The sequence below is a fragment of the Pseudorhizobium tarimense genome, from assembly GCF_022968135.1.
Taxonomy (GTDB): Bacteria; Pseudomonadota; Alphaproteobacteria; order Rhizobiales; family Rhizobiaceae; genus Neorhizobium; species Neorhizobium tarimense.
Window position 1 is genome coordinate 67,131 of record NZ_JALJRA010000018.1, and the last position, 24,028, is coordinate 91,158.

The 24,028-nt window shown below is 59.5% G+C and carries 17 protein-coding genes and 3 pseudogenes; 12 read left to right on the forward strand and 8 right to left on the reverse strand.

Annotation, left to right across the window (positions count from 1 at the left end; all coding sequences use genetic code 11):
• Positions 1 to 853 precede the first annotated feature (853 nt).
• The 3 genes from MUU54_RS19835 (at position 854) to MUU54_RS19845 (ending at position 9,225) form a co-directional block, all read left to right on the forward strand.
• Positions 854 to 4,231: a CLIPPER-2 domain-containing protein gene (locus MUU54_RS19835; RefSeq protein ID WP_247245700.1), complete on the forward strand. Its 3,378-nt coding sequence runs from the start codon at positions 854 to 856 to the stop codon at positions 4,229 to 4,231.
• Positions 4,228 to 7,977: a TonB-dependent receptor gene (locus MUU54_RS19840; protein ID WP_247245699.1), complete on the forward strand. Its 3,750-nt coding sequence runs from the start codon at positions 4,228 to 4,230 to the stop codon at positions 7,975 to 7,977. Before MUU54_RS19835 ends, MUU54_RS19840 begins: the two co-directional genes overlap by 4 nt.
• 669 nt (positions 7,978 to 8,646) lie before the next feature.
• Positions 8,647 to 9,225, forward strand: a complete 579-nt coding sequence (locus tag MUU54_RS19845) for a helix-turn-helix domain-containing protein (RefSeq protein ID WP_247245698.1) — start codon at positions 8,647 to 8,649, stop codon at positions 9,223 to 9,225.
• A gap of 621 nt (positions 9,226 to 9,846) precedes the next feature.
• Here MUU54_RS19845 and MUU54_RS19850 read toward each other — a convergent pair.
• The 6 genes and pseudogenes from MUU54_RS19850 to MUU54_RS19875 form a co-directional block, all read right to left on the reverse strand.
• On the reverse strand, positions 9,847 to 10,461 hold the full coding sequence (locus MUU54_RS19850) for a plasmid pRiA4b ORF-3 family protein (protein WP_247245697.1): 615 nt from the start codon (positions 10,459 to 10,461) through the stop codon (positions 9,847 to 9,849).
• Positions 10,458 to 12,115, reverse strand: a protein-coding gene (gene tnpC / locus MUU54_RS19855) for an IS66 family transposase (RefSeq protein ID WP_247245696.1) whose coding sequence is annotated in 2 segments (ribosomal slippage) — positions 10,458 to 10,660 and positions 10,660 to 12,115 — 1,659 coding nt in all. Because the reading frame shifts where the segments join, the coding sequence is not laid out codon by codon here. Before tnpC ends, MUU54_RS19850 begins: the two co-directional genes overlap by 4 nt.
• 45 nt (positions 12,116 to 12,160) lie before the next feature.
• Positions 12,161 to 12,508 carry an IS66 family insertion sequence element accessory protein TnpB gene (tnpB, locus tag MUU54_RS19860; RefSeq protein WP_037103542.1) on the reverse strand — a complete coding sequence of 116 codons (348 nt, stop codon included), beginning with the start codon at positions 12,506 to 12,508 and terminating at the stop codon, positions 12,161 to 12,163.
• Positions 12,505 to 12,915: an IS66-like element accessory protein TnpA gene (gene tnpA, locus MUU54_RS19865; protein WP_247245695.1), complete on the reverse strand. Its 411-nt coding sequence runs from the start codon at positions 12,913 to 12,915 to the stop codon at positions 12,505 to 12,507. The genes tnpB and tnpA overlap by 4 nt, the downstream gene beginning before the upstream one ends.
• Positions 12,916 to 13,344: 429 nt before the next feature.
• Positions 13,345 to 14,084, reverse strand: a pseudogene (locus tag MUU54_RS19870) (SDR family NAD(P)-dependent oxidoreductase).
• 101 nt (positions 14,085 to 14,185) lie between these two features.
• On the reverse strand, positions 14,186 to 14,578 hold the full coding sequence (locus MUU54_RS19875) for a winged helix-turn-helix transcriptional regulator (RefSeq protein WP_247245694.1): 393 nt from the start codon (positions 14,576 to 14,578) through the stop codon (positions 14,186 to 14,188).
• 97 nt (positions 14,579 to 14,675) lie between these two features.
• Here MUU54_RS19875 and MUU54_RS19880 point away from each other — a divergent pair, with 97 nt between their 5' ends.
• The 4 genes and pseudogenes from MUU54_RS19880 to MUU54_RS19895 form a co-directional block, all read left to right on the forward strand.
• On the forward strand, positions 14,676 to 15,401 hold the full coding sequence (locus tag MUU54_RS19880; RefSeq protein WP_247245693.1) for an SDR family NAD(P)-dependent oxidoreductase: 726 nt from the start codon (positions 14,676 to 14,678) through the stop codon (positions 15,399 to 15,401).
• A gap of 29 nt (positions 15,402 to 15,430) precedes the next feature.
• Complete coding sequence (locus MUU54_RS19885; protein WP_247245692.1) at positions 15,431 to 16,654, forward strand: alpha/beta fold hydrolase; 1,224 nt, start codon at positions 15,431 to 15,433, stop codon at positions 16,652 to 16,654.
• A gap of 58 nt (positions 16,655 to 16,712) precedes the next feature.
• Entirely contained in the window at positions 16,713 to 17,735 is a 1,023-nt protein-coding gene (gene curA / locus MUU54_RS19890) for an NADPH-dependent curcumin/dihydrocurcumin reductase (RefSeq protein ID WP_247245691.1), read from the forward strand.
• Positions 17,736 to 17,751: 16 nt separating this feature from the next.
• A pseudogene (locus MUU54_RS19895) lies at positions 17,752 to 18,547 on the forward strand (arginase family protein); the annotation flags it as partial.
• Here the strand turns inward: MUU54_RS19895 and MUU54_RS19900 are convergent.
• Entirely contained in the window at positions 18,438 to 18,953 is a 516-nt protein-coding gene (locus MUU54_RS19900; RefSeq protein WP_247245690.1) for a CYTH domain-containing protein, read from the reverse strand. The pseudogene MUU54_RS19895 and the gene MUU54_RS19900 sit on opposite strands and share 110 nt — an antisense overlap.
• 277 nt (positions 18,954 to 19,230) lie before the next feature.
• Between MUU54_RS19900 and MUU54_RS19905 the strand changes: the two genes are divergently transcribed.
• The 3 genes from MUU54_RS19905 to MUU54_RS19915 all read left to right on the forward strand — a co-directional run bounded on the left by MUU54_RS19905 (position 19,231) and on the right by MUU54_RS19915 (position 22,736).
• Positions 19,231 to 19,512 (forward strand): hypothetical protein, encoded by a 282-nt coding sequence (locus tag MUU54_RS19905; RefSeq protein WP_247245689.1) that lies wholly within the window; start codon positions 19,231 to 19,233, stop codon positions 19,510 to 19,512.
• Between the two features lie 1,394 nt (positions 19,513 to 20,906).
• Positions 20,907 to 22,169, forward strand: a complete 1,263-nt coding sequence (locus MUU54_RS19910; protein ID WP_247245688.1) for a DUF2254 family protein — start codon at positions 20,907 to 20,909, stop codon at positions 22,167 to 22,169.
• Between the two features lie 213 nt (positions 22,170 to 22,382).
• Entirely contained in the window at positions 22,383 to 22,736 is a 354-nt protein-coding gene (locus MUU54_RS19915) for an SPW repeat domain-containing protein (protein WP_247245687.1), read from the forward strand.
• Positions 22,737 to 22,786: 50 nt separating this feature from the next.
• Here the strand turns inward: MUU54_RS19915 and MUU54_RS25085 are convergent, their stop codons facing one another.
• Positions 22,787 to 23,029 carry a histidine kinase dimerization/phosphoacceptor domain -containing protein gene (locus MUU54_RS25085; RefSeq protein WP_247245686.1) on the reverse strand — a complete coding sequence of 81 codons (243 nt, stop codon included), beginning with the start codon at positions 23,027 to 23,029 and terminating at the stop codon, positions 22,787 to 22,789.
• 401 nt (positions 23,030 to 23,430) lie between these two features.
• Here MUU54_RS25085 and MUU54_RS19920 point away from each other — a divergent pair.
• A pseudogene (locus MUU54_RS19920) lies at positions 23,431 to 23,826 on the forward strand (leucine zipper domain-containing protein); the annotation flags it as partial.
• Between the two features lie 62 nt (positions 23,827 to 23,888).
• A partial coding sequence (locus MUU54_RS19925) for a transposase (protein WP_281433409.1) occupies positions 23,889 to 24,028 on the forward strand: 140 nt, incomplete at its 3' end.

A 24,028-nucleotide genomic window follows, 5' to 3' on the forward strand; every position in this document is an offset into this window, starting at 1 on the left:
ACACCGGATGCTCGCTCGGACCGCTGGCAAGTGGGCCTCCTCGGCGTTGCAGGTGTGCAACACAAGATACGGAACCTATGCCGAAGACCGACAGTATCCCACCAAATCGCACCTAACCCGAGTTTCCTGAAAAACAGCAGAGCATTCTGAAAGACAGGTTTTTCGTGCTGTGCGTCTCATGCGGGCGGTTGGGTTCGTGCCTGCTGCGCCGCGTGAGTGATTTGAACCTCAGCTGCGACAGATTGGCCGAAGACTGTTGAGGGGACTTCGCATGCGAAAGCCGATTTCGCTGCGCGATACTGCGCGTCGTATTTCCAGAAGAACCATTTCTTCCCGGTGGTCACTAATCACGCCTGCTCCTATTCCGCAGGAAGGAGCAGCTCCAGTCAGATCTATGGGCGATAACGCCGCTTCGGCTCCGTCTTATGATTGCACCTTGGAAGACTTGAAGGCGCAGTTCCGCTTCCGGCGGCGTCATGCTCTAGTCGGATTCGTGTTCCTTGCAGGTTGCGCTTTTATGGACGCGCACTCCGAAGCCCATGCTCAAGCCGTTCCGACAATTGCTTGTACAACCAACGGTGCGATCTTCAATACCGCTTACAATGGCGATAGCGGCCCCCCGCTTACTTCAGGTCTGGACCCAAGGTGGGATGTCGCAACGACCGCGACGAACGTCATAGGTACTCCCCCAGGCGGGCTGAGTTATGCCGACGCGTCTGTTGTCGCCAACCCTACACCACTTTGGATAGTCTCGCCGTTCGGAAATGCAAATTGGATCTCCCATAATGCAACTGGCGGACAAGCCACAAACTTAGATGCCTTTTTTCGATACCAGTTTAACCTTGCACCTGAGGTGGATCCAAGCACATTTAGGCTGAACCTGGATATCTATACCGACAACACGGTATGGGAAACATGGGTAAACGGCCAAGGCCAAAACATTCGCTCTCCTTACACAGGTGATCCCTATTATCATCCTGGATTCACATCTGGCGGACAGTTTAGCGCCTCGCTGGATTCTGATTGGCAGATTGGCCTGAACACAGTCATTGTTCACGTTAAGTCAGCACCCGGAGCCATTGGCTTTCTTGGACAGGTCACATCGTCGGGTTTATGCACGGGCCTTTCCATCGAGAAAACCGGCACGCTCAGCGACCTCAACGGCAATGACCTCATCGACCTGGGTGAAACGATCTCCTACTCGTTCTTGGTGGAAAACACTGGGACTGCTCCGCTGACCGATGTCACGGTCAACGACCCGCTGCTTGCGAATGCGGGTGTTGCGCTCGACCAGGGCCCGCAGACACTGGCGCCAGGTGCCACCTTCACCTTCACCGCGACCTATACGCCGACGCAGGCCGACATAGATGCAGGATCGGTCACCAACACCGCGACCGGTACCGGCACCCCGCCATCCGGTCCGCCGATCGATAGTCCGCCAGACACCGTCATCGTGCCGCCAGCCACCACACCTGGCATGACAATCGAAAAGACCGGCACGCTGAACGACCTCAACGGCAATGATCTCATCGATCTCGGCGAGACAATCTCCTACTCGTTCCTGGTGGAGAACACCGGGGCGGTGACGCTGACCGGCGTGACGGTCAACGACCCACTTCTTGCCAATGCAGGTGTTGCGCTCGACCAGGGCCCGCAGACACTGGCGCCAGGTACCGCCTTCACCTTCACCGCGGCCTACACGCCGACGCAAGCCGACATAGATGCAGGTTCGGTCACCAACACCGCGACCGGTACCGGCACCCCGCCATCCGGTCCGCCGATCGATAGTCCGCCGGATACCGTCGTCGTGCCGCCAGCGACCACGCCGGACATGACCATCCAGAAAACGGGCACGCTCAACGACCTCAATGGCAATGACCTCATCGACCTCGGTGAAACGATCTCCTATGAATTCCTGGTCATCAACACTGGTAGCGTGACACTGACTAATGTCAGCGTCGATGACGCCCTAGTGGCTGTCGATCAAGGCCCGCAAACGCTGGCGCCCGGTGGAAGTTATATCTTCACCGCGACCTACACGCCGACACAGGCCGACATAGATGCAGGTTCGGTCACCAACACCGCGACCGGTACCGGCACCCCGCCATCCGGTCCGCCCATCGATAGTCCGCCGGATACCGTCATCGTGCCGCCGGCAACCACGCCGGACATGACCATCCAGAAAACGGGCACGCTCAACGACCTCAACGGCAACAACCTCATCGACCTGGGTGAAACGATCTCCTACTCGTTCCTGGTGGAGAACACCGGGGCGGTGACGCTGACCGGCGTGACGGTCAACGACCCACTTCTTGCCAATGCAGGTGTTGCGCTTGACCAGGGCCCGCAGACACTGGCGCCAGCTGCCACCTTCACCTTCACCGCGACCTACACGCCGACGCAAGCCGACATAGATGCAGGTTCGGTCACCAACACCGCGACCGGTACCGGCACCCCACCATCCGGTCCGCCGATCGATAGTCCGCCCGACACCGTCATCGTGCCGCCGGCAACCACGCCGGACATGACCATCCAGAAGACCGGCACGCTAAACGACCTCAACGGCAACAACCTCATCGACCTGGGTGAAACGATCTCCTACTCGTTCCTGGTGGAGAACACCGGGGCGGTGACGCTGACCGGCGTGACGGTCAACGACCCGCTTCTTGCCAATGCGGGTGTTTCGCTTGACCAGGGACCGCAGACACTGGCGCCAGGCGCCACCTTCACCTTCACCGCGGCCTACACCCCGACGCAAGCCGACATAGATGCAGGTTCGGTCACCAACACCGCGACCGGTACCGGCACTCCGCCATCCGGTCCGCCGATCGATAGTCCGCCCGACACCGTCATCGTGCCGCCGAATCCGCCGAGTCTTCGGACAGAGAAGACGGGCACTTTCAACGATGCGAATGGCGACAGTTATTCCAGCGTCGGGGACACGCTTACCTATACGATCACCATTTCCAATACGGGTGGTGCCGTGGTGACAGGTGTAACCCCGAACGATCCTGGCCCGACCTTCAACGGTCAGCCGGCAGGAGGCATTCTGTCAAGCTTCCAACCGGCACCCGTCACGCTCGCGCCTGGCGAAGCACAAGTCTTCACCGCAACCTACACTCTGTCGCAAAGTGACATCGACAATTCCGCCGGCCTCAACGACAGCATTCAGAACTTAGCCAGCGCTCAGGGGCAGTCAGGCGGGGGCAGCGTTCCTTCCAACACGTCGACCAGCACGATTACACCGCCGGCGGCCATGCCGTCGGACATAACGATCATCAAGCAGGCGCAGCTCCGTTACATCCGGCGGGGCGAGCGAGCGCCTTACGTCATCCGCGTGACCAACAACACCGACCGCAATGTCGGAAATATTACGGTCACGGATACAATGCCGTCCGGCTTCCGATACGTGGAAGGTTCTGCCACGGTCGACGGCGTCGAAGTGACGCCAGTGGTCAATGGGCTGCGGGTGCGGTTTGAAAATATTTCGCTCGGTCCGAATGCCGAAGTGGAAATCCGCCTTCAGACGCTTGCTTTGAGTACTGCAGGACCGGGCCGTCACACCAACCGGGCGAATGCGACCGACCCGAGCGGCTCACCAGTGGCGCCGGAAGCCTCGGCCGTCATCGAAATCCTCGCCGAGCCAATCTTCGACTGCGGCGAGATCATCGGCAAGGTGTTCGACGATACCAATGGCAATGGCTATCAAGACGAAGGCGAGCCCGGATTGCCCGGTGTCCGCATTGCCACCGTCAAGGGCTGGCTCATCACAACCGACAAGCATGGGCGATTCCATGTCGCTTGCGCCGATCTTCCGGATCAGCGCATCGGCTCCAACTTCATCATGAAGCTCGACACCCGCACGCTGCCCACCGGCTATCGGGTGACCACCGAGAACCCGCGCGTGGTTCGTCTCACCGCCGGCAAGATGACCAAGCTCAACTTCGGAGCATCGATCGGTCGTGTCGTGCGTCTCGACATCAAGGACGAGGCCTTCAAGCCGGGCAGCATCGAACTAAGGGAGCGTTGGGCTGCCGGTGTCGATCGATTGATCGAAACGTTGCGATCGGAGCGATCCGTTCTACGGCTCAGCTACATCGACGCCGTGGCAGATCGGCAACTCGCAAAGGAGCGTGTGAAGGATCTTCAAAAACTGATTGCCGAGCGATGGAGGCGCGACGGGGCGCGCTACGAACTGGACATTGAGACGCGCGTGGAGGTGGGACAATGAGCACGATCAGGTTTCCTGCAAAATCCGCCACTTCCGCGCCTCGCTTCACTACTCTCCTTGCCAGCACCGCACTCGCCGGAATAACCCTGGTGACCACGGCGGCTGTGGCGCAGGAACAGTTAAATGGCAAGAAGCTTGGCGCCGCCGCGGTTCGAGAACTTCCGATTGGAGCAAACACCGAACGGGAGAGCATGAGCGATGTGGGTGAGATTCCTTTCGCAATCAGCGTGGACGGCGAGACTGTCGACAAGAGCGAAACACCTGCGGTGAAGGGAGCGAGGCCCGCCGTTGCGCAGGAGTCGGGAGGTAAGGCGGTAAAGCCGGTCGACCAGCAACGCCAGACCGACCTGGCTTTGCACCGGGTCGACATCAACATCAAATATGATGGCCTTCAGGCCAATCCGATGCTGAACGTGTCTACCACGCCGATGCGCCGTACCTACCGCGCCGGGGAGCCGGTCCGGTTCCTCGCCACATCCAATTATCCTGGCTTCATCGAGCGCTCCGAAATCCGGATCTATGAGATGGATGGCACCAAGGCCACGAGGAACCCTGTTGCGGTTTTGCCGGTCTCCATCAACGGCGAGGCGGCGTGGCCAATGTCCTCTTCGGAGGAAATGCATGAGTTCAGCTATGTGCTCCGCGTGTATGACGCGCAGGGGCGCTTTGATGAAACCGAGCCGCTGACGCTTGCCCGTAGCGAAAGGGAACTGAAGCCGGAGAAGAAGCCCGAAGCGTTCGCACCCGGTATGGGTGAAGACCGCACTGCCATTCGCAATATTCCAATACGTGGTGGTGCGGTCACCATCTATGGCAACCATGTCCCGCCGGGCTTCGAGGTCGAGGCCATGGGCGAAACAATACCGGTTGACAAAAATCAGGGCTTCGTCGTCCAGCGTATCCTACCGCCCGGCGACCACGATGTTGACATCGGGTTGAACGGCGTCTCGAAATCGGGGGGTCTGAACTTCAACCGGCAGATCAACATCCCAGACGATGACTGGTTCTATGTCGGCCTTGCCGATCTGACCATCGGCAAAAAGACAGGCGACGATAATATCGAAACCGTCCGCCCCGGTGAGTATGACGAGGTCTATTCGAAGGGCCGGCTTGCCTTCTACCTCAAAGGAAAGATCAAGGGAGAATATCTCCTGACGGCAGCCGCCGATTCTGGGGAAGACGACCTGGAGGACCTGTTCCGTAACCTGGACGAAAAAGATCCACGTCAGCTCCTGCGGCGGCTCGATCCCGATGACTATTATCCGGTCTATGGCGACGACTCGACATTTGTAGAGGATGCTCCGACCAAGGGGAAGTTCTACATCCGCCTCGAGCGTGGCGACAGCCATGTGATGTGGGGCAATTACAAGACGAGCGTCACCGGGACGGAGTTCCTTCGGCAGGAGAGGGGGCTTTACGGGGCTCATGCTGCCTACCGGTCGGAAGCCAGCACTTCCTTCGGCGAAAGGCAGACAGAGGTCACTGTCTATGCCGCTCAACCCGATACGTTGCCTCATCGCGAGGAGTTCCTCGCCACCGGCGGCTCAGCCTACTTCATGAAGCGGCAGGATATCGTCGAGGGGTCGGAGACCGTGACGGTGGAAATCCGCGACGAGATCACCGGTCGTGTGATCGAGCGTCGTGTTCTGCAATACGGCGAGGATTATAGCTTCGACTATATCCAGGGCGTGCTGATCCTCAGGCGGCCGCTCTCCTCGACGGCGGGCACGTCCGGTCCCGTTCGGGACGGAGCGCTTGGCGGCAACAAGGTCTATCTCAACGCCCAGTACGAGTACACGCCGGTCGCCAGCGACGTGGACGGTTACGCCTATGGCGGCCGTGCCCAGCATTGGGTGAACGACAAGGTGCGTGTCGGCGTGACCGGCATGGAAGAGAGTACCGGCCTTGCCGATCAGCAGGCGCTCGGCGCCGACGTCAAGATCCGGCACTCCGAAACCACCTTCGTCGAAGCCGAAGTGGCCCATTCCAAAGGGCCTGGATTCGGCATGTCGCGGTCGACCGATGGCGGTCTGACCAACAGCGATACGGCTATTGCCGGAAGTCCAGGCCAATCGGCGTCTGCCTGGCGTGTCAAGGGCCAGTTCGATCTTGCCGATCTGAGCGACGGCGGCATGAAGGGCATTGTCGGCGGCTATTACGAGAACAAGGAGGCGGGCTTCTCCACGCTCTACGATCAGCTTTATGTCGACAAGCGGATCTGGGGTGCCCATGCGGACGTGGATTTGACGGACAAGGTCGAAGCGAAGCTGACCTATGACGACTTCCACGATGATGCGGGGCAGATCAAGCGGGAAGGTTCCTCAAGCCTTAGCTATCAGTGGGACCAGTACTGGAAGATCTCCTTCGGCGTCACCTATACCGAGTTGATGTCGCCGCTCGCGATCGCCGCTGGGAAAAGCGGCTATGACGGCTCGCGCCTGGATGCCGGCGTAAGGGTCGACTATCGCTGGGATGAGGACCTTCTCTTATATGCCTTCGGGCAGGGCACAGTCGACCGGTCGGGTGACATCAGCCGCAACGATCGCGTCGGCGTCGGGACGGAAATGCAGTTGACCGACAAGATCGGCGCCAACGCCGAGATCTCCTATGGTACCCATGGAGTCGGTGGGCTTGCCGCGCTGACCTATGACCCGAATGCCGATGATCACTATTATATTGGCTACAAGCTAGATCCCGATCGCGCCTTCGATCTCGATCGGACCTATGATTTGGTCGGAACAGACAAGGGTGCGATCGTCGCTGGCGCCAAAAGAAAGATGGACGATGTCGCGTCTGCCTATGCCGAGAGCAGCTATGACATGTTCGGTCAGCGCAACTCGCTCACCCAGACCTATGGCATCGTCTACACGCCAGACGACATCTGGACGATAGATGGTGGCTTTGAGGCCGGGCGCGTCCGTGACGAAACAATCGACAGAGCCGGGATCCAGCGGTCTGACTTCGATCGCTACGCACCATCACTGTCGATCGGCTACAAAGATGAGGAAGCCGGGATTGCCGCACGCCTGCGTGGAGAAGTCCGCATCGAGGATTCCGACGACGGTACCCGCGACCAGAACACCTACCTGATGGCGGCGGGTGTCTCCTGGAAGACAAGCGAGGACTGGCGTCTTCTCGCCAACATCGATGCTGTCGTTTCGGATGCCGTTTCGACCGTCACCTCGTTCCAGGACACCGACTATGTTGAGGCATCGCTCGGTTATGCCTATCGACCGATCGATAACGACCGGCTGAATATCCTATTCAAATACACCTGGCTGTATGACATGCCCGGCAACAACCAACTCGTCAGCGGGTCGACCGGAGACGTACTCGCTCCCGCCCAGCGTAGCCAAATTCTGTCGGCGGACCTCATCTACGACCTGTTCCCCTGGTTGTCCGTAGGTGGCAAATATGGCTATCGCTTCGGCGAGGTCCGTTACCGCACAGAAGGCGGAGCCGGGAGTGACTTCGAGGACGACTGGCAGTCGTCATCTGCGCATCTTGGAATTCTGCGGGCAGACCTGCATGTCGTCAACAATTGGGACGTTCTTCTTGAGGGACGCGTCATGCACATGCCGGAGGCGGAAACGACCGACTTGGGCGCCTTGGTCGCCGTTTATCGCCACGTCGGTAACAACTTCAAGGTTGGCGTCGGCTACAATTTCGGCAACTTTTCCGACGATCTGCGCGACCTGACGCTTGACGACGAGGGTATCTTCCTCAACGCGGTCGGGAAGTTCTAACGGTCATAGCTCTCCGCGGTCGCGGAGAGCAGGCTTACCAAAGGATTCGCACGGCGTTACAACGATGCAAGATGACCATACATGGAAATGTGACGGTTGTGGCCGGGAGCACGAGCTTCGCAAGATTGACTCCCATCGCTGGGTCAGGTGCGATGAAGAGTTCGTTGGCGAGCAGCTATGCCAAATAGAGATGCTACAACTGTGCGCATCCTGCCAAGCGCGACTTCTGGCGCGACACGATCCCGATCTGTTACAATACTGAGGCGAGCGCTCGTCATATCGGTAACAAAGTGTTTTTAGATAACGATTTTTAGTAATGGTTCTGCCTCGCCGCGACCGCTATGGTCTCCTGCAACGGTGCGCGTACGATAGGCCGGATGAATGTTTCAAACGAACAAACCGTTCACGGACGCTACCCTACTAGACCCTGTGCCTCATGACGTCGGGCCGCGAAAGTTTACGTTCCGAGGTGGGGTGGCACACAGTAGCCGGACACCAGGTGCTCAGGAATTTTTGTCGACGGGGCATTGGCTAGTAGTAGCGTTAGCCGCCTCACCTGGGTTAAGGGTCTCGTTCGCCGATGAGCCGCTCAAACCAAAACATGTGGTACCAGGTGCGTTGGCCGTGATTCCTGCCGGGCTTCAGAGCAGGGTGGAATGGACCTCACCGATGGAAAATATCATTGTGTCCATCTCTCCGGACAGCTTCGCAGAACTCGCCGGACATGAATTGGGCCGATCTGACGTCAACTTGTTGCCAACCCACGTCACCCTGGACAGGACGGCGCTTCAGTTCGCCAAGCTGATCAGAACCGAACTCGGCAGACATCAGAAGGCAAATGATCTCTGTCTCGATTCATTGATCACCTTGCTTGGTATCCATGCCATTCGAAACTATTCGGATGCTGCAAAGCCGAGAGCGACCGGCGGACGCGGGCTTTCCGAACGCGCGACCAAAAGGATTGAAGAGTATCTGCGGGAGAACTTCAGGCGCAAGCTCACTGTCGCAGAACTCGCCGGCATCTGCGACCTGTCTCCGGGACATTTTGCCGACGCCTTTACCGTAACATTCGGAACATCTCCTCACCAGTATGTACTGGAACTTCGCATGAGTTTCGCCGAACAATTGTTGACTAACTCCGACAAGGCCCTTGCAGAAATCGCTTTTTTAAGCGGCTTCTCCAGTCAAAGCCATTTAACTAGCACATTGCGCACCCATCGCCAGAGAACTCCAAGGCAATATCGTTAGCAGCCGCTCCCGGGCAGACCTCCCGCTCAGCTGATTATTATGCCCCCGTTCCTGGGGAGATATTCGCTTTGACGCTCCGTCAACAGCCCCGCGGAACTTAAGTGATCCCTAAGTAGCCCTCGCGTCGCGCTTGCATTTGTGAAATATAGCTTGATGGGTTCGCGCGGGAGGCAACGGAAATGGCACAAGCAACCTGGATTTGCGCAGGGTGCGATAGTCAATTTCCTACAAGGAAGATCGACGATTTTCGATTTCTTTGCGTGTCGGTATCTGCTTTAAGTGGGTCTCCACGTCTGAAGAAGACCTACGAACTTTGTCCGACCTGCCAAGTAAAGCTTGTTGATATAGTCGAGCCGAAGAACTGGCCACGGCCTCAATATTAATATTGACTGGCGCGGACTGAGTTTCGGGTTTGCGTGCATCTAAATCCAATTCGTTCTCGATCGGCCCGGTTTTTGGGGATGAAAGGCATCTTGTCGTTGGCACTTATCCGGGGTCTGCCTCACTTTGTGTGTAGATCGGCCGATTTGATCGGCATCATCCGTGCTCTGAGAAGCTCTGGACCCACTCGGCCATACATGGTAAGCATTCGGCGTAGGCCGCGGATGGGCCGGCTTCCGGTCAGTGGCGGTTGTTCTGGCTTTTTGCGTAACCAGCTTTTCCAAGGGTTCGGCGGCGCGCGAGTTTAGCTATCCGATCATTGATCGTATCGACACCAATATCGTCCGGCGCGAAGCGACCTCCGTACCAGTCCACAACTTCGCGGTGTTGCGCATGTCGAGGCTTTGCCATTGCGTTGAGGAATTCCTCGAAGCCGGGCAAGCCGCCGACATCTTCCGGCGGCGCGCGCCGGTCGCCTTCGATGAAGCGTGGATATTCAACTGCCGGATCGGCGTCCGTGACGGCCTCGACAGTGATTGAATGCCGCCAGTCGTCGCCGAAGTCATAGGTATAGCTGATGGTGGTGATGCCGCGATCCACCAGAGCGCCGATCCGAACATTGCGGGCGGCATAGGTCTCGCGGCCGAAGTCCCATTCAGGATCGGGAACTGCATAGCGCTTGCCGCCGGCATTGAACTCGAAGAGGTGATAATCCTGGAACAGCATGACGGTCTGGATGACGTCGTGCAGCCCCTTCAGGCTGGTGGTGATCGGGACCTCGACCCTGCGCCAGATGGCTGGCTCGATATGATCGAGCTTGACGAGAAGTCGGGCGATCCGTTCGTTGGAGGTCATGATGCCAATGCCATGGGTGCTTCTGCCCGTGTCCAGTTCCACGGAAGCAGTTGCTCCAGCCTACTGACAGGAGTGTCAGCGATACGAGCGAGGACGTCGGCAAGCCAAGCCTGCGGATCGACGTCGTTGAGCTTGGCGCTCATGATGAGTGTCGCCATGAACACGGCTCGATCAGCACCACGATCTGATCCGGCAACAGCCATGACTTTCTGCCTAGTGCGAAGCCTCTGAGCGCACGCTGGGCGGCGTTGTTCGTGAGGCAAACCCGGCCATCGTCGAGGAATGACGTAAAGCCATCCCAGCGCTTCAGCATATAGTCGATTGCCTCGGCAACGGGAGCGCTACGCGACAGCTTTGCCCGCTCGCTTTGCAGCCAGTCGTGCAGTTCCTCAACGAGCGGCAGGCTGTTCTTACGGCGGTGCTCCAGTCGCTGCTCGGCGGCAAGACCGTTGATCGCCCGTCCGACGTCGAACAGGGCATCGATCCGTTTGACGGCCTCCAATGCCATTGGCGAGATCGGCGCAGCTTTGCTGCCACGTTTGGCGTTCGCGGCGATGTCGGCCAGCACGAAGAACTTGCGGCGCGAATGTGCCCAGCAGAGTGCTTGGCGCAGAGGCGTAGGATCGCGATCTACCTTGAACAGCGGATTATAGCCGCCATAGGCATCCGCCTGCAGAATGCCGGTGAAGGTCTTCAGGTGGCGTTCGGGATGCTCCTGCCGCCGATCTCGTGAGGCATAGTAGAGGGCGGCGGGCGGTGCCTGTCCGCCGAACGGTCGATCGTCCCTAACGTAGGTCCAGATGCGGCCCGTATCGGTCTTTCCCTTCGCCGGGATCGGCACGGTCGTGTCGTCGCCATGCAGCCGCTCGGCGGCCAGGACATGAGCCTCGATCAGCGAATGGATTGGCTTGAGGGCTGCGGTACACGCGCCGACCTGATCGGCCAGTGTCGGCAGGCTGAGGTCGATGCCCTCGCGGGCATAGCGTTCGCTTTGGCGATTGAGCGGCTGATGCTGGGCGAACTTCTCGAACAGGATCATAGCCAGCAAGTTTGGTCCGGCAAAGCCGCGGGGTGTCACATGGAAGGGTGCTGGCGGCTGGGTGATCTTCTCGCACTCGCGGCAGGAGAACTTCTCCCGCACCGTCTGGATGACCTTCCACTGACGCGGGATGACCTCCAGGGTCTCGGTGATATCCTCGCCGAGCTTCGACAGCTTGGCCGAGCCGCAGCAGGGGCAACTGGATGGGGCGGCGATAACGAGGCGCTCGCGCGGCAGATGTTCAGGAAACGGCTTGCGGGATGGCCGCTTGCGCTCGAAAGCCCTGACACTCGATGCCTTGGCAAGCATCTCTGCCGCGAGCTCATCTTCGCCAGCATCAGCTTCGAGTTCTTCGAGCTGCAGTTCCATCTGTTCGAGAAGCCGCGCTTTGCGCTCGGAGCGACTGCCATAAAGCTCCCGGCGGACTTTCTCGATCTCCAGCTTCAACCGCGCGATCAGCGCCTCGGAATGCGACACGAGCGCTTTTGCGCTGGCGGCCTCCGCCTTGGCAGCCGCCGCTTCTACCTCGGCAGCAACACGCCGCGCACGCTCTTCAGCCAGCAGTGCGAGCGCATTGGCAAGGTCATCCGGGAGCTGTTCGGCGGGGTTGTTCATGGTGAGATGGAATCATATTCGACTGCGCCATTCCAGCGTTTTTGCTCATCCGGCCGAAGTTGGTCGCCAGGTCTTTTGCGGCATCCGCCAGTCAATACCCTCCAGCAGATAGCCAAGCTGCCCCGGCGTAATCACCACCGTGCCATCGGCCGCTGATGGCCAGATGAAGCGTCCCCGCTCCAGCTTCTTCGTGAACAAGCAAGCTCCCTGGCCATCGTGCCAGATGACCTTGATCAGGCCGCCGCCACGCCCTCGGAACACGAATAGATGGCCACACATCGGATCGCGCTTCAGGGTCTCTTGCACCATCAGCGACAGGCCGGGAAAGCCCTTGCGCATGTCCGTATGGCCGGTTGCCAACCAGACCTTCACGCCAGCAGGAACAGGAATCATCGCCGACCCAGCACACAGTCGAGAATGCGACCGAGCGCCTGCGTGTCGATGTCGCTGTCCACGCGGACACGACGACCACGGCCCAGCTCAATAGTTACATCGCTGCGCTTTCGGCGGGGTTGTGGCGGAATAGGCGTATCCGGGGCAGCGAATTGGGCTGCCGGCGCGGTCTCCGACACGATCACGGGCACCAACGTGCTCGATACCTGCATCGACGGCTCCTCAATCCGGCACAGTTCTTTGCGCCAACGAAAGAGCTGACTGACATGGATACCGGCGGCGCGGGCTACCTCCGAGATCACAGCGTCAGGTTCAAAGCAGGCAGCAACGAGCCGCTCCTTCTCCTCGCGAGACCAGCGGCGACGGCGCTCGACAGACGTGATCACTTCAATCGGATGCTTCGTCATATGACTACTCCTAGTGCTACCACTAGGACTGGCAGTCAGCAGCCCATCATCGCAAGGCGGCCCTCACCGGGGGCTTACTAGAAACCAAGTGGAAATTGATATCTACGCCTTTTGTGGTTTGGCTCCCCAGGCGACCGTCTCAAGTCCCCATTTCAACTCATCACATGGGAAAAATTGTCGGCAAGCCTATCAAAGTTTCACCCGCGTTAGCCCAGCGGCTGCCCAGTGCGTCCTAGTCAGAATGACGAAAGCCAAGCAGCTGACCCGGTGTTTCTTCTGTCGAACCGGAGGGCCGCCCACGACTGTCACGCGTCTTTCCGGCCGAAGAAGGTCGGCGCCTTAGCGCCTCCTCTCAACAGGCGAATTATTGACGGCGACGACATCCCGGCCGGCTCGTCGCGTCGGCTCAGCGTAAAACCTGCAGCCACATCAAGTCGACTGGCCACCAACGACGGTAAGGATTGCGCCGGTGACGTGTCGGGCCCCGGGGCTTGCCAGGAAGGCCACGACGGCCGCGATGTCCTCGGGTGCACCGTAGCGACCAAGGGGGCTGAGGCTGCGCTGAAAATCAGCCGATTCGCCGCTGGCGGGATTCATGTCGGTATCCGTCGATTCAGGCTGAACCAGATTGACGGTAATGTCCTTGGGTCCCAGTTCGCGTGCTAGGCCCCGCGTAAACGACTGAGCGCGGACTTCGTCATGAAATATACTGTGCCAGTGTCACCGACGATGCGTTCTGCCCCGGCAGAGCCGATGGTCAGAATGCGACCCCCGGCGTGAAGATGCGGGATGGCCGCCTGGGCCGCGAGGATGGGCGCGCGCACATTCACGCCCAACAGCGCATCGATATCGGCAACGCTGAAGTCAGCGATCGTGGAATACAGCGCGATCGCTGCGTTATTGACAAGGATATCAAGCCCGCCATGCGCCGCGGCAGCCTCGTCCACGGAGCGCTTTACATCCGCTGGATTGGCACTGTTGGCCTGAATGGCAAGCCCACGCCGCCCCTTAGCTTGGATGGCCTCGACCACCTCAGCCGCTCGATCGGTCGAACGTTCATAGGTGATTGCGACGTCCGCCCCTTTCTCTGCGAGGGCAATAGCAATCGCTGCGCCGATGCCACGCGAGGCGCCGGTTACAAGCGCACGCCTTCCCAACAACTCCGTCATGATCAAGCCATTCTGTAATGGATGACTAGCGGCAATCAGGTCATCGACCAGCTGGCGGACATCGGCTGCAGTCTTCAATCTGGGAGCATGTGTCTTTGTTGCTAAACCTCTTCCTTGAAAGCTCCGTTCCGCCTCATTCCATCATAGGCAAGTTGCGCCCCTGTCAGCTCCGTTCCGTTGGCGAGTGACCAGTTGTAGAGAGCAGCGAAGGGCTCGCGAAGCGACGCGCCAAGAGCCGTGATTGTGTACTCGACGCCGACCGGCTGCGTCGGGAGCACCTTGCGGCTGATGAGACCGTTTCGCTCCAACCGCTTCAGTGCATCTGACAGCGCCTTGTGGGTAATACCATCGAGGCGCCGTTTCAGGTCGTTGAATCGCGCCGGCTGCGTGCACAGGACGCTGAGGATCAGCACCGCCCACTTGTTGGCGATCTGTTCGAGGATGGGCCGTGTCGCGGCCACGTCGAGCGGCAGTTCGAGCGCATCATTGGCCATGGGTATACGCCTCTATATCAAGGCACTTCTAAGTGCGTTCTTGTGCCTAGATACAGAAATGATACCTATTTGTCCATCACCCTACCTGTGAGGACATATGAGCAGACTTTCCAAAAAGATTTCGGTCGTCGTCGGCGGCCACGACGGCATCGGCGGCGCCATCGCACAACGCTTCGCAGCAGAGGGCGCCACCGTCTATGCGACCAGCCGCCGTGCCGAAGAAGGCGACGTAGGCCACGGTGTCGGCACGCTGCGCACGCGCCGCGTCGACGCTTCCGACGTGACGGCGCTCGCCGCCTTCTTTGAGGCGGTGCGCAGCGAGGCCGGACGGGTGGACGTGCTTGCCGTCAGCGCCGGCATCTCCGAGTTCGCAACCCTCGATACAATCGAAGAAGATCACTTCGACCGCACGTTCGCACTTAATGTTCGTTCGCTCCTGTTCGCCACCAAGGCCGCGACAGCAATCATGCCGGATGGCGGTTCGGTGGTGCTGGTGGGATCGATCGCGGATCAGATCGGCACCAAGGGCTACGGCGTCTACGGTGCGACGAAGGCGGCGGTGCGCTCGTTTGCGCGCACCTGGGCCAACGAGCTTGCCCCCCGCAACATCCGCGTTAATGTCGTGGCGCCGGGTCCGACCGACACCGCAATGTTCGCGGCGGCGTCCGACGAGGTGCGCGACACCCTGACAATGCTGATCCCGCTCGCCCGAATGGGGCGGGCCGACGAAGTGGCCTCCGCCGCGCTTTTTCTCGCCAGCGAGGAGGCGGGCTTCATTACGGGCGCCGAGCTGCCGGTCGATGGTGGCATGGCGCAGGTATGATCCTCCCAACCAAAAGAGAATGGTGCAACATGACTCGTTTCCTCTCACGGGCGGCTCGGCCTCTGGCCGCCGCCTTCCTCGCCCTGGCGCTCGAGGTCACCAACCTTTCGCCGGTCGCGGCGGCCGATGCGGGCCCTTCGCCGATCGCATTGCGGTCAGCGACGGCACAGCCGGCGGTGCCTGGCGTCAACGCTGATATCCAACTCCTGCACCACACCATGCTCGGGGTCAGTGGCCGGCCGGTGCCGGCCACCACGCTGCTGCTGACGCCGAAGGGCGCACCCCCGGCGGGTGGCTGGCCGATCGTCGGCTGGGAACACGGCACGACCACGCCTGGACAGCGGACGTGCGCGCCGAGCCAGACCCCAGAATTGGACGGCGGCCTGACCCGTGACGGCTTCAAGAGCGATTATTCTTGGCAGATCAGTCAGTTCATCGATGCGGGCTATGCCGTGGTCGCGCCTGACCTCGAAGGGCTTGGCCCCGATGCGACCACGCCTTACCCCTATTACAGCCTGTCGAGCCTCGCCCGCTCGCTGGTCGCAGGCGTCGTGGCGGCGCGCGCGGCGGAGCCGAGCCTATCAGAGCGCTGGGCGGTCGTCGGCCATTCGGATGGCGGTCACGGAGTCCTGGGCGTCGAGGCGCTCGCGAAGGAAGCGACCGGTCTTGCCTTCGCCGGCACGGTCGCCTCGGCGCCCTACGTCGCGATCGAAGCTCACGCTGCCCGTTTCGAAGCGGATGCCAAGACGGCTTCGGACGAAGCGGCGGCGCATCAGGGCCTGATGATGCAGCAGTTCCAGGGCGCACTGATGGCAACTGGCCTGAAGGTTACACAGCCATCCTTCGATGAAGCGTCGATCATGGGACCGGACTTGGCTGAGACGCTTCCGCGCTTCCGCTCGTTATGCTCAGTAGCGGCAATCGGGACGATCGACGCGGCGGTCAAGGCGAAAGGGAGAGCCTTCGAGGGGTTGAACGCCGACTGGGGTAGTCAGCCGCAGATGCACGCCTTCCTGGCCGCCAACGATCCCGCCGTCATGCCAGACTATACGTTGCACCAGCCCCTCCTGATCGTCCAAGGCAATGCTGACCCATTTGTTCTTGAGGCGCTTCAAACTCGCTTCGCGGACAGGCTTAAGGCCAGCGGCGCGCGGCTTACCTACAAGGTCTACGATGGCGCAGACCACTTCAGCATCATCCGCCGGGCCAACGCGGATGTGTTGGACTTCCTGCGCCAACAGTTCGCCCGTTGATCTGCAGCGCGCCGGCCCCGCGGGGCCGGCGCTTCATCCCACCGCACGGAAGCCATCAATGACCAAGACCCTCAACCGGCAGGTACAACTAGTCAGGAGACCGCAGGGCGCGCCGGTGCCCGGCGACTTCCGCATCGTGGACGGCCGTGTGCCGGCGCCAAGCGAGGGACAGATGCTCCTGCGCAATCTCTACCTGTCGCTCGACCCTTACATGCGTGGCCGGATGAACGACAGTCGTGACTCCTACGCGCCACCCTATGCACTCGACGCACCGCTTGGAGGCGGGACGGTCGCGCGGGTGGTGCGATCGCGCCTCGACAGCTTCGCCGAAGGTGACTTGGTGGTCACGCCCGACGCTGGCTGGCAGACCTTCGCGATATCGGATGGTATCGGTCTGCGCCGCCTTCCGAACGACATGGAGCAGCCTTCTCAGGCCCTGGGCGTCCTGGGCATGACTGGCTTCACGGCTTGGTGGGGCCTGACGGCGATCGGACGGCCGAGGGCGGGTGAAACGCTGGTCGTGTCGGCGGCGGCGGGCGCTGTGGGCTCCGTGGTAGGACAGATTGGCCGTCTGCTTGGCTGCCGCGTCGTTGGCATCGCGGGCGGAGCCGATAAATGCCGTCAGGTTGTGGAGGAAATGAGCTTCGACGCATGCCTCGACTATCGCGCGCCCGACCTTCCCGTTCGACTACGCGAGGCCGCACCCGATGGGATAGATATCTACTTTGAGAATGTCGGCGGCGCCGTCCGCGAGGCCGTCTGGCCGTTTCTCAACAATGACGCACGCGTGCCCCTATGCGGGCTGGTGTCGGGCTACAATGGCATCACAGAGGGAACGGGTGGGATCCACGCCTTGCTCATGTCGCTGATCGTCAAACGGATCCGCCTTCAAGGTTTTATGAACGCCGAACACCTCGATTGCTTTTCAGATTTTGAGCGGCAAATGCGGGGCTGGCTCGATGCCGGCCATCTCCGCGCGCACGAAACCATTGTGGACGGGCTGGATCAGGCACCCGCCGCCTTCGTCGGGCTGTTCGAAGGACACAACACAGGCAAGCTGGTGGTCAGACTGCCGGAATGATTTGGTCACATGCGAACTGGTTGAGCATTGGGATTTCGATTTAGGAGATCCGCTCTTCAACGGATATCCTAACTCATGCATCGACCTCGGAAACCTCGCCACGACTATGGAAGACAATGAGGGGAACCGCGCGCAGATCGAGTGGAAGACGCGCGAGATCTTGGCGCTACCTGCTGTACCCATTCTTCTCGGCGGAGACAATTCCACTCCGATACCTTTCCTAGCTGGCTTCGCTGATCATGGGCCGAACTGGGGTACTGCAGATCGATGCTCATATCGACTGGCGTGACGAACTAGGCGATGAACGTTACGGCTATTCCAGCCCGATACGCCGGGCAAGCGAGATGCCGCACGTTGCGGCAATTGTTCAGGTCGGGATGCGCGGGGTGGAAAGTGCTCGTCTCGCAGAACTTGAAGCAGCGGCCGTTTATGGCAGTCGAATTGTGACTGCAAGAGAAGTTCATTCGCAATGTGTTGAAGCCGCTCTTCGACATATCCCCGAAGGTGCAAACGTCGTCATCACCCTGGACTGCGACGGCCTGGACCCAAGCAGTATGCCTAGCGTGATAGGGCCTTCACCGGGCGGGCTCACCTACACCCAAGTAATCGATATCATCGCCGGGGTGGGGAACCGTGCGAGAATAGCTGGGTTCGATCTCGTGGAATTCTATCCGCAAGCGGACCTTGGGAGCCTCACCGCCCTCACCGCCGCTCGATTCCACCAGATGCCTCTAGCTCAGGGTCCGGCATTAAACGGACCGCTTCAACTGCGGCGGAGAGCGTGCTTGAGCTATAGCGAGAGTCGCCGGTGATTTCCTCGCCCACCCAATCCGGCTTGTCAAAGTGATGATCTTCGGAGGGCAGTTCGACATCGGCCGTGACCAGGCCCAGTAACGGCCCTAGGTACTCGTCGACCTGCCAGACAACATCGTTGACCCGAATTTCGTAACGGATCTTTTCCAAACCGGGACCCCTCGCGAAGTCCGCTATCATTGCCTGTCCGTCGCCCTCTGTTAGCTCGATATGGTACTCGCTTCGAGAAAACCCGCGGCGAGCACTCTTGATCGCGAGCGTCGTTGTGTTGTCACAGACCCTGATGCGAGCCTTGCCCAGATCAAACCGCGCTATCAGGTGATCAAGTATATGGCGACCGGTCGCAGTCAAGGCCCGCCATGACTGGTCCACGACCAGAAACTTACGCTCGACTTCTAATGCCATTGCTACAACTCCAGATGCTTTTCTCCCGTAGGGAGAAGGCATTCACGATGCAAGATTGCTCGTACGGAGTTGGGAAGATTTCCCACAGGGTGAGCAGGGTCCGCTGCTGCGAGTATGATGAGACCGATCATCGATACGCCGCCTGGTTCCTTGTTCTGCCTGCGATGAGGCGCCACACCGAGATGCTGCCATAGAGAGAGGCCAGCACGCGGCCCATGCCTTGAAACGCCAAACGGCGGTTTATACCTGCTGCCCCGGATTTGGGAGGGATGACTTGATGGGATTCTTCGAAACAGCGTTTGGTCCTGCTGAACTGGAGATACTAGAGGCCGCGTTGGCTCAATGGTGCCGCGAGCGTCTGGTCGACAGGCTATCTCCTGAAGCAGCTATCGCGGCAGAAGTATTTATCAATCTCTTTCGCGAAGGGAACAGGACGTCGTCGGAGCTGCAGGAGGCAGCCGGGCACCACAAGTGGCTGATGGAATGGCCAAGTGCCTCCCAAGGAACGCACCCTACCGAGGCCAAAGAATCGACCCTGCCTACCTCGCAGTGTGCCTAGCGGCCGCTCCTCTAGATCGAAAGCCTGTCGTAACCGGAGAAAATGATGCCAATGTCGCACGCTCTCAACCGTTTAGCCCATTCTAATCCCGTTACCCGAGGCATTGCTGTCGCTTTGTTGCTGGTCTCATGCTGAGCGGATGCTCGGCTGGCGAAGACACCGCAACTCCTCCTGCGAACTCACAAGGTGCCACAGTCGGCGGCGACGGGTCAGAAATTGGGTTGGACGACCTAACGGAGCCTGATCTGAAGAGTGTGGCTTTGACCGGTGAACTCGGTTGCAGCTTTCAGACGGAGGACAATTCGACCATCCTCTACGCGATGGGAATTGTGGGATCGAGCGAGCCCGCCCAAGGGGTTGTAAAGGTTTCTGGAGAGGTCGAGCCTGTTGGCGCGCCCGGTGGGTTTAACGGGATGATCAAGGGAGCCTCGTTCACCGGGCGAGGTAAAACGATAGATATTGCGATAACGGGTGCAGCAATGGGTGGTGGTGAGTCTCCGGCTCTGCCTGCTACCCTGACCTACCAGCGGGCTGATGGCGCCAGCCGTTCGATTGACGGGAGCTGGCAATGTTGTGGCCCTTAGAAAGTTTCTCACGAAACCAGCGCTGTGCCGGCAAGTAGTCAGAGCACGGAGGCGCAACAGCAGATCCTGTGGCTGGCCCCCTACAGGTCCCGGACCAGGAGCTGTTCGAGTGTTACACTCCTCCAGGCGCAGTCCGGTGATGCTACGATGACTGATTCTTTGGAATCCGCTCCAAGAAGCCGCAGCTCATCTATATAAATTCGGAGCAGAAGCTAGCTGTTGTCCGTCCCTCAGTCTTTCAGACAAGCCAATGTCTTGGTTCGTTTATGGAAATAGAATCGGAAGGAACCTGTATTAGCAGGACTGTTGGTTCTGATCCCATCAAGGCGAGAAAAACACCCTGACGGAGCAGAGGTTCCTGATATCGCGGCAGCCCGACCTATCGCGATTGAGGGCGTCCGCGACCTGATCGCCGAGCGGATCCGGCAGGCGAAATGCTTGTGCCGGAGTTGAGGCCGAGGAGGAAACTACAGCAGGCAAGACCGTCACTATACTCTTGGCATTTTTTTCTGGTGCCAAATACCGCGCGCTGTGCCTAACTCGTCTACTTTGAATTCGGTGCATCAATGACGAGCTTCCCCTTACATGGCGCCGCCGGATCGCAGGACATCCGGCCAGCAACAGCAGCGAGAGTATTTGAGTTGGCGATGGGAAGCTCTCCCTTAAATGGCACCCACGATTGACAGAGCAGCGGCGTCTGCATCAAGACATGCTGGGCGACACTCCTGCGACATCATGCGGCCTCGGCGGATCGTCGGTGCCGGTATCAACGGCCCGAGTAAGAAACAGAAATAGGGAGGCAAGTTGTAGATGGCAGGCTCGGCGCGTCACGCATTATGGTCTAACTTCTGGGCGCTGCCCTCGTTGATGATTTTGGGCACGGTCCTTTTCACCGTGGGATTGCTGATCCTTGATGGCCAAGGGGCGTCGGCTTGGGTTGGGGAGTGGGGCTGGCCGTTGTCCATACCAGGTAAGACCGCGCTGGAGCTGGCGAGCGGCCTTGTTACGGTACATACGGCATTCGCCACCCTCTATTTTTCCATCACTCTATTGGTTCTAACGCTGGCTTCGAGCAATCTCGGCGTGCGGTTGATCGACCGCTGGATCGGGGACCGGAAGATACGTTTCACGCTTGGGCTCCTGCTAGCGCTGCTTTCTAGCGCACTAATTGTGCTGTCTTCGGTCGATTCTGAGGGCCCACCGGAGCGTGTTCCGCGGCTCACTCTGGCAGTACTCACTGTTGCGACAATCTTGGCTCTGGCTTGGATGACAAGGGCTCTGAATCATCTTGGACGCACAGTTCACATCGACACCTCCATCGCTCAGCTGGGCCGCAACGCGGCCCGGAGCCTTAGCCGCAATCGGCACGCCGAGCCGCCCAACTTGGATCTACAGGGCAGCATCCCGATCCGTGCGGCTGAGACCGGCTACATTGACGAGATCAAGTGCGACAAGATCTTGGACGAAGCCTGCGCACGGGGCGCCGCTGTACGTCTTCTCCGCGGGACTGGCGACTTCATGATGGAAGGGGAGGAAATTGGCACGGTGATGGGTTATGCCAGTTCGGATTGGGTGACGCCACACATCATAGCCGCATCCTATCGCAACGACACGCGCGGGCCGGTCTTCGAAGCTAATTTGCTGGTGGAAATCGCGAGCCGCGCGCTATCGCCTGCGGTAAACGATTTCTACACAGCTCTCGCCTGTTGCGACAGGCTGGCTAGCATGTTCGCGGTGGCCTTGAATGTCTCTCACACTCCCCAGTGGCTCACCGACAAGAACGCGATGCCACGGCTCGAGTTGCCGACCGAGAAGGTGACTCAGTTCATGGATGGCCCGATGAAGGCATTTCGACAGACAGCGGCTCCATATCCCGCTGTGATCATCCACATGATCAAGTTAATGGCGCGCTTGCCATGCTCCAGCGAAAGCGAGAGGGAAGTCGTCGAGTTTCTCTGGAGCCATACGCAAGCGATGGCGGAACACGGAGCCTCTCAAGCTCAGACAGATGCGGACCGTGCAGATATCCGGGCGGCTCTTGAGAGTGCGCGGCATTTACTTACGGCCAGCTGATCCCTAATCTGGCACGCAACACGCTGCCAGACGCCATTGCTGATTTGGGACGATTAATTCATGAGCGATTGTCACGGCGATCCCCTCGTAGCGGCAAATGAGCCACGGATTCTATGGGTACAGTTGTTATCGAAAGCCGCACCCACTTGTTCAGGAACATTTGCGGAAACTCCTTGTTGACTTCATCGATTCTGAGAAGCGGAGGCCTCTATTATGATCGACACGAAAACGCACGGCATCATCGACTACTTGACGGGGGTGCTCCTCCTGATTGCACCGTATCTCTTTGGCTTTGCCAATGGAGGGATCGAGCAATGGCTCCCGCAGCTCCTAGGGGCAATGATCTTGGTCATGAGCTTGCTGACGAACTACGAGCTCAGCGTCGCAAAGTTGATTCCCTTGAAGGTGCACCTCGCTGTGGATATTGCCGGTGGCGTTCTTCTTGCAGCATCACCTTGGCTGTTTGGTTTCTCGCAAACTATCTGGTGGCCGCATGTGCTCGTGGGACTGATGGAAATCGTAGTGCCTCTTGTGACGAAGAAAGGCACGCACCCAACCACGGGATAACGCATAAAGAAGAGCGCGTTCGTGAATCGCGGAGGCGGCGTTCCTGCCTGTCAGTTGCCCGAAAGAGGGGCAGCAAAGTGGGCAGGGCGCGCCGAAACAGCCCTGCTGGCCGAAAGCAAGCGTCTGCAACAACGACAGCCGCTCACCCGTACCTGGCATCGTAGAGCTCCCGACAGGCTGGATGCGTGCCTGCACCGCTCGTAGCCTTGCGCGCACGGCTCTGCGGCGCGTCGTATTTTGTGGGAGACGAAGGAGGAGATGATCTGCAGGGTGTTCTTGATCCGGTGCGCCATTTCGGCAGCCAGAAGGTCGCGATTTCGATCAATCTTGCTTAGCCGGCTCGGTGATATCGTCGATGGCGAGATGAACAGCCGGTTCGGATGCCGTCGTCATACACCATGCGGGCGTTGAGAAGCACGATCCTGCGGCGCTAGAGCAGATCCTGTTCAATCCCGATCATATCCGGCGGCCTTGATGTAGTGGCGCATTCTGTCGGTGCGAAGCTGACGATCGAAGCCGCAACGCATATCTCGACGATGCCTATGCCCGTGGAAGGTCAGATCAACCGAATGAGCTTGCGGCGGGATTGTCCCGATGTCACGGGGGCTAGATGTGAGCTTTCAGGAGGTTGTCCATCCGGAGCGGATTTAGGAGACTGGAGTTACCACACCTCAGTTTTCCAGGATCGCTCCGAATGAACATTCACAAGAATGCCCGACTGACGCCTTTGCGTCGAGAAGAAATGGCTTTGGCGGTGACCGGCGGGCAGTTGTCTCGAAGCCAAGCCGCTCGGGTCTATGGCGTCTCGCCGAAGATCGTGTCGCGCTGGGTCACACGGTTCGAAACGGCCGGGCGCGACGGCATGACGGACCATTCATCGCGGCCCCGAGCCAGTCCCCGGCGGACGGACGGCGCTCTGGTCGAGCGCATTGCCGGTCTTCGCAGACAACGCTTGACCGGGAAGCACATTGCCATGGAGACGGGTGTTTCGCCTGCCACCGTCAGCCGTGTTCTCAGACGCGCTGGCCTGTCGCGCATGAAGGACCTCGCTCCCATCGAGCCGGTCGTGCGTTACGAGTTGAACTGCCCCCCGTTTCGACCGGACAGTCGGCATAAGCAGAAAGGCTCAAGCACAGGCTTGGGTATAGGCTTATGTCTAACGAGTACCGACACATTGAATTGCTGACGGGTGATGTCCGCCGCAGGCGGTGGACCACCGAGCAGAAGCTGACAATCATTGAGCAGAGTTTCGAACCTGGCGAGACGGTATCTTCTACCGCTCGCCGCCATGG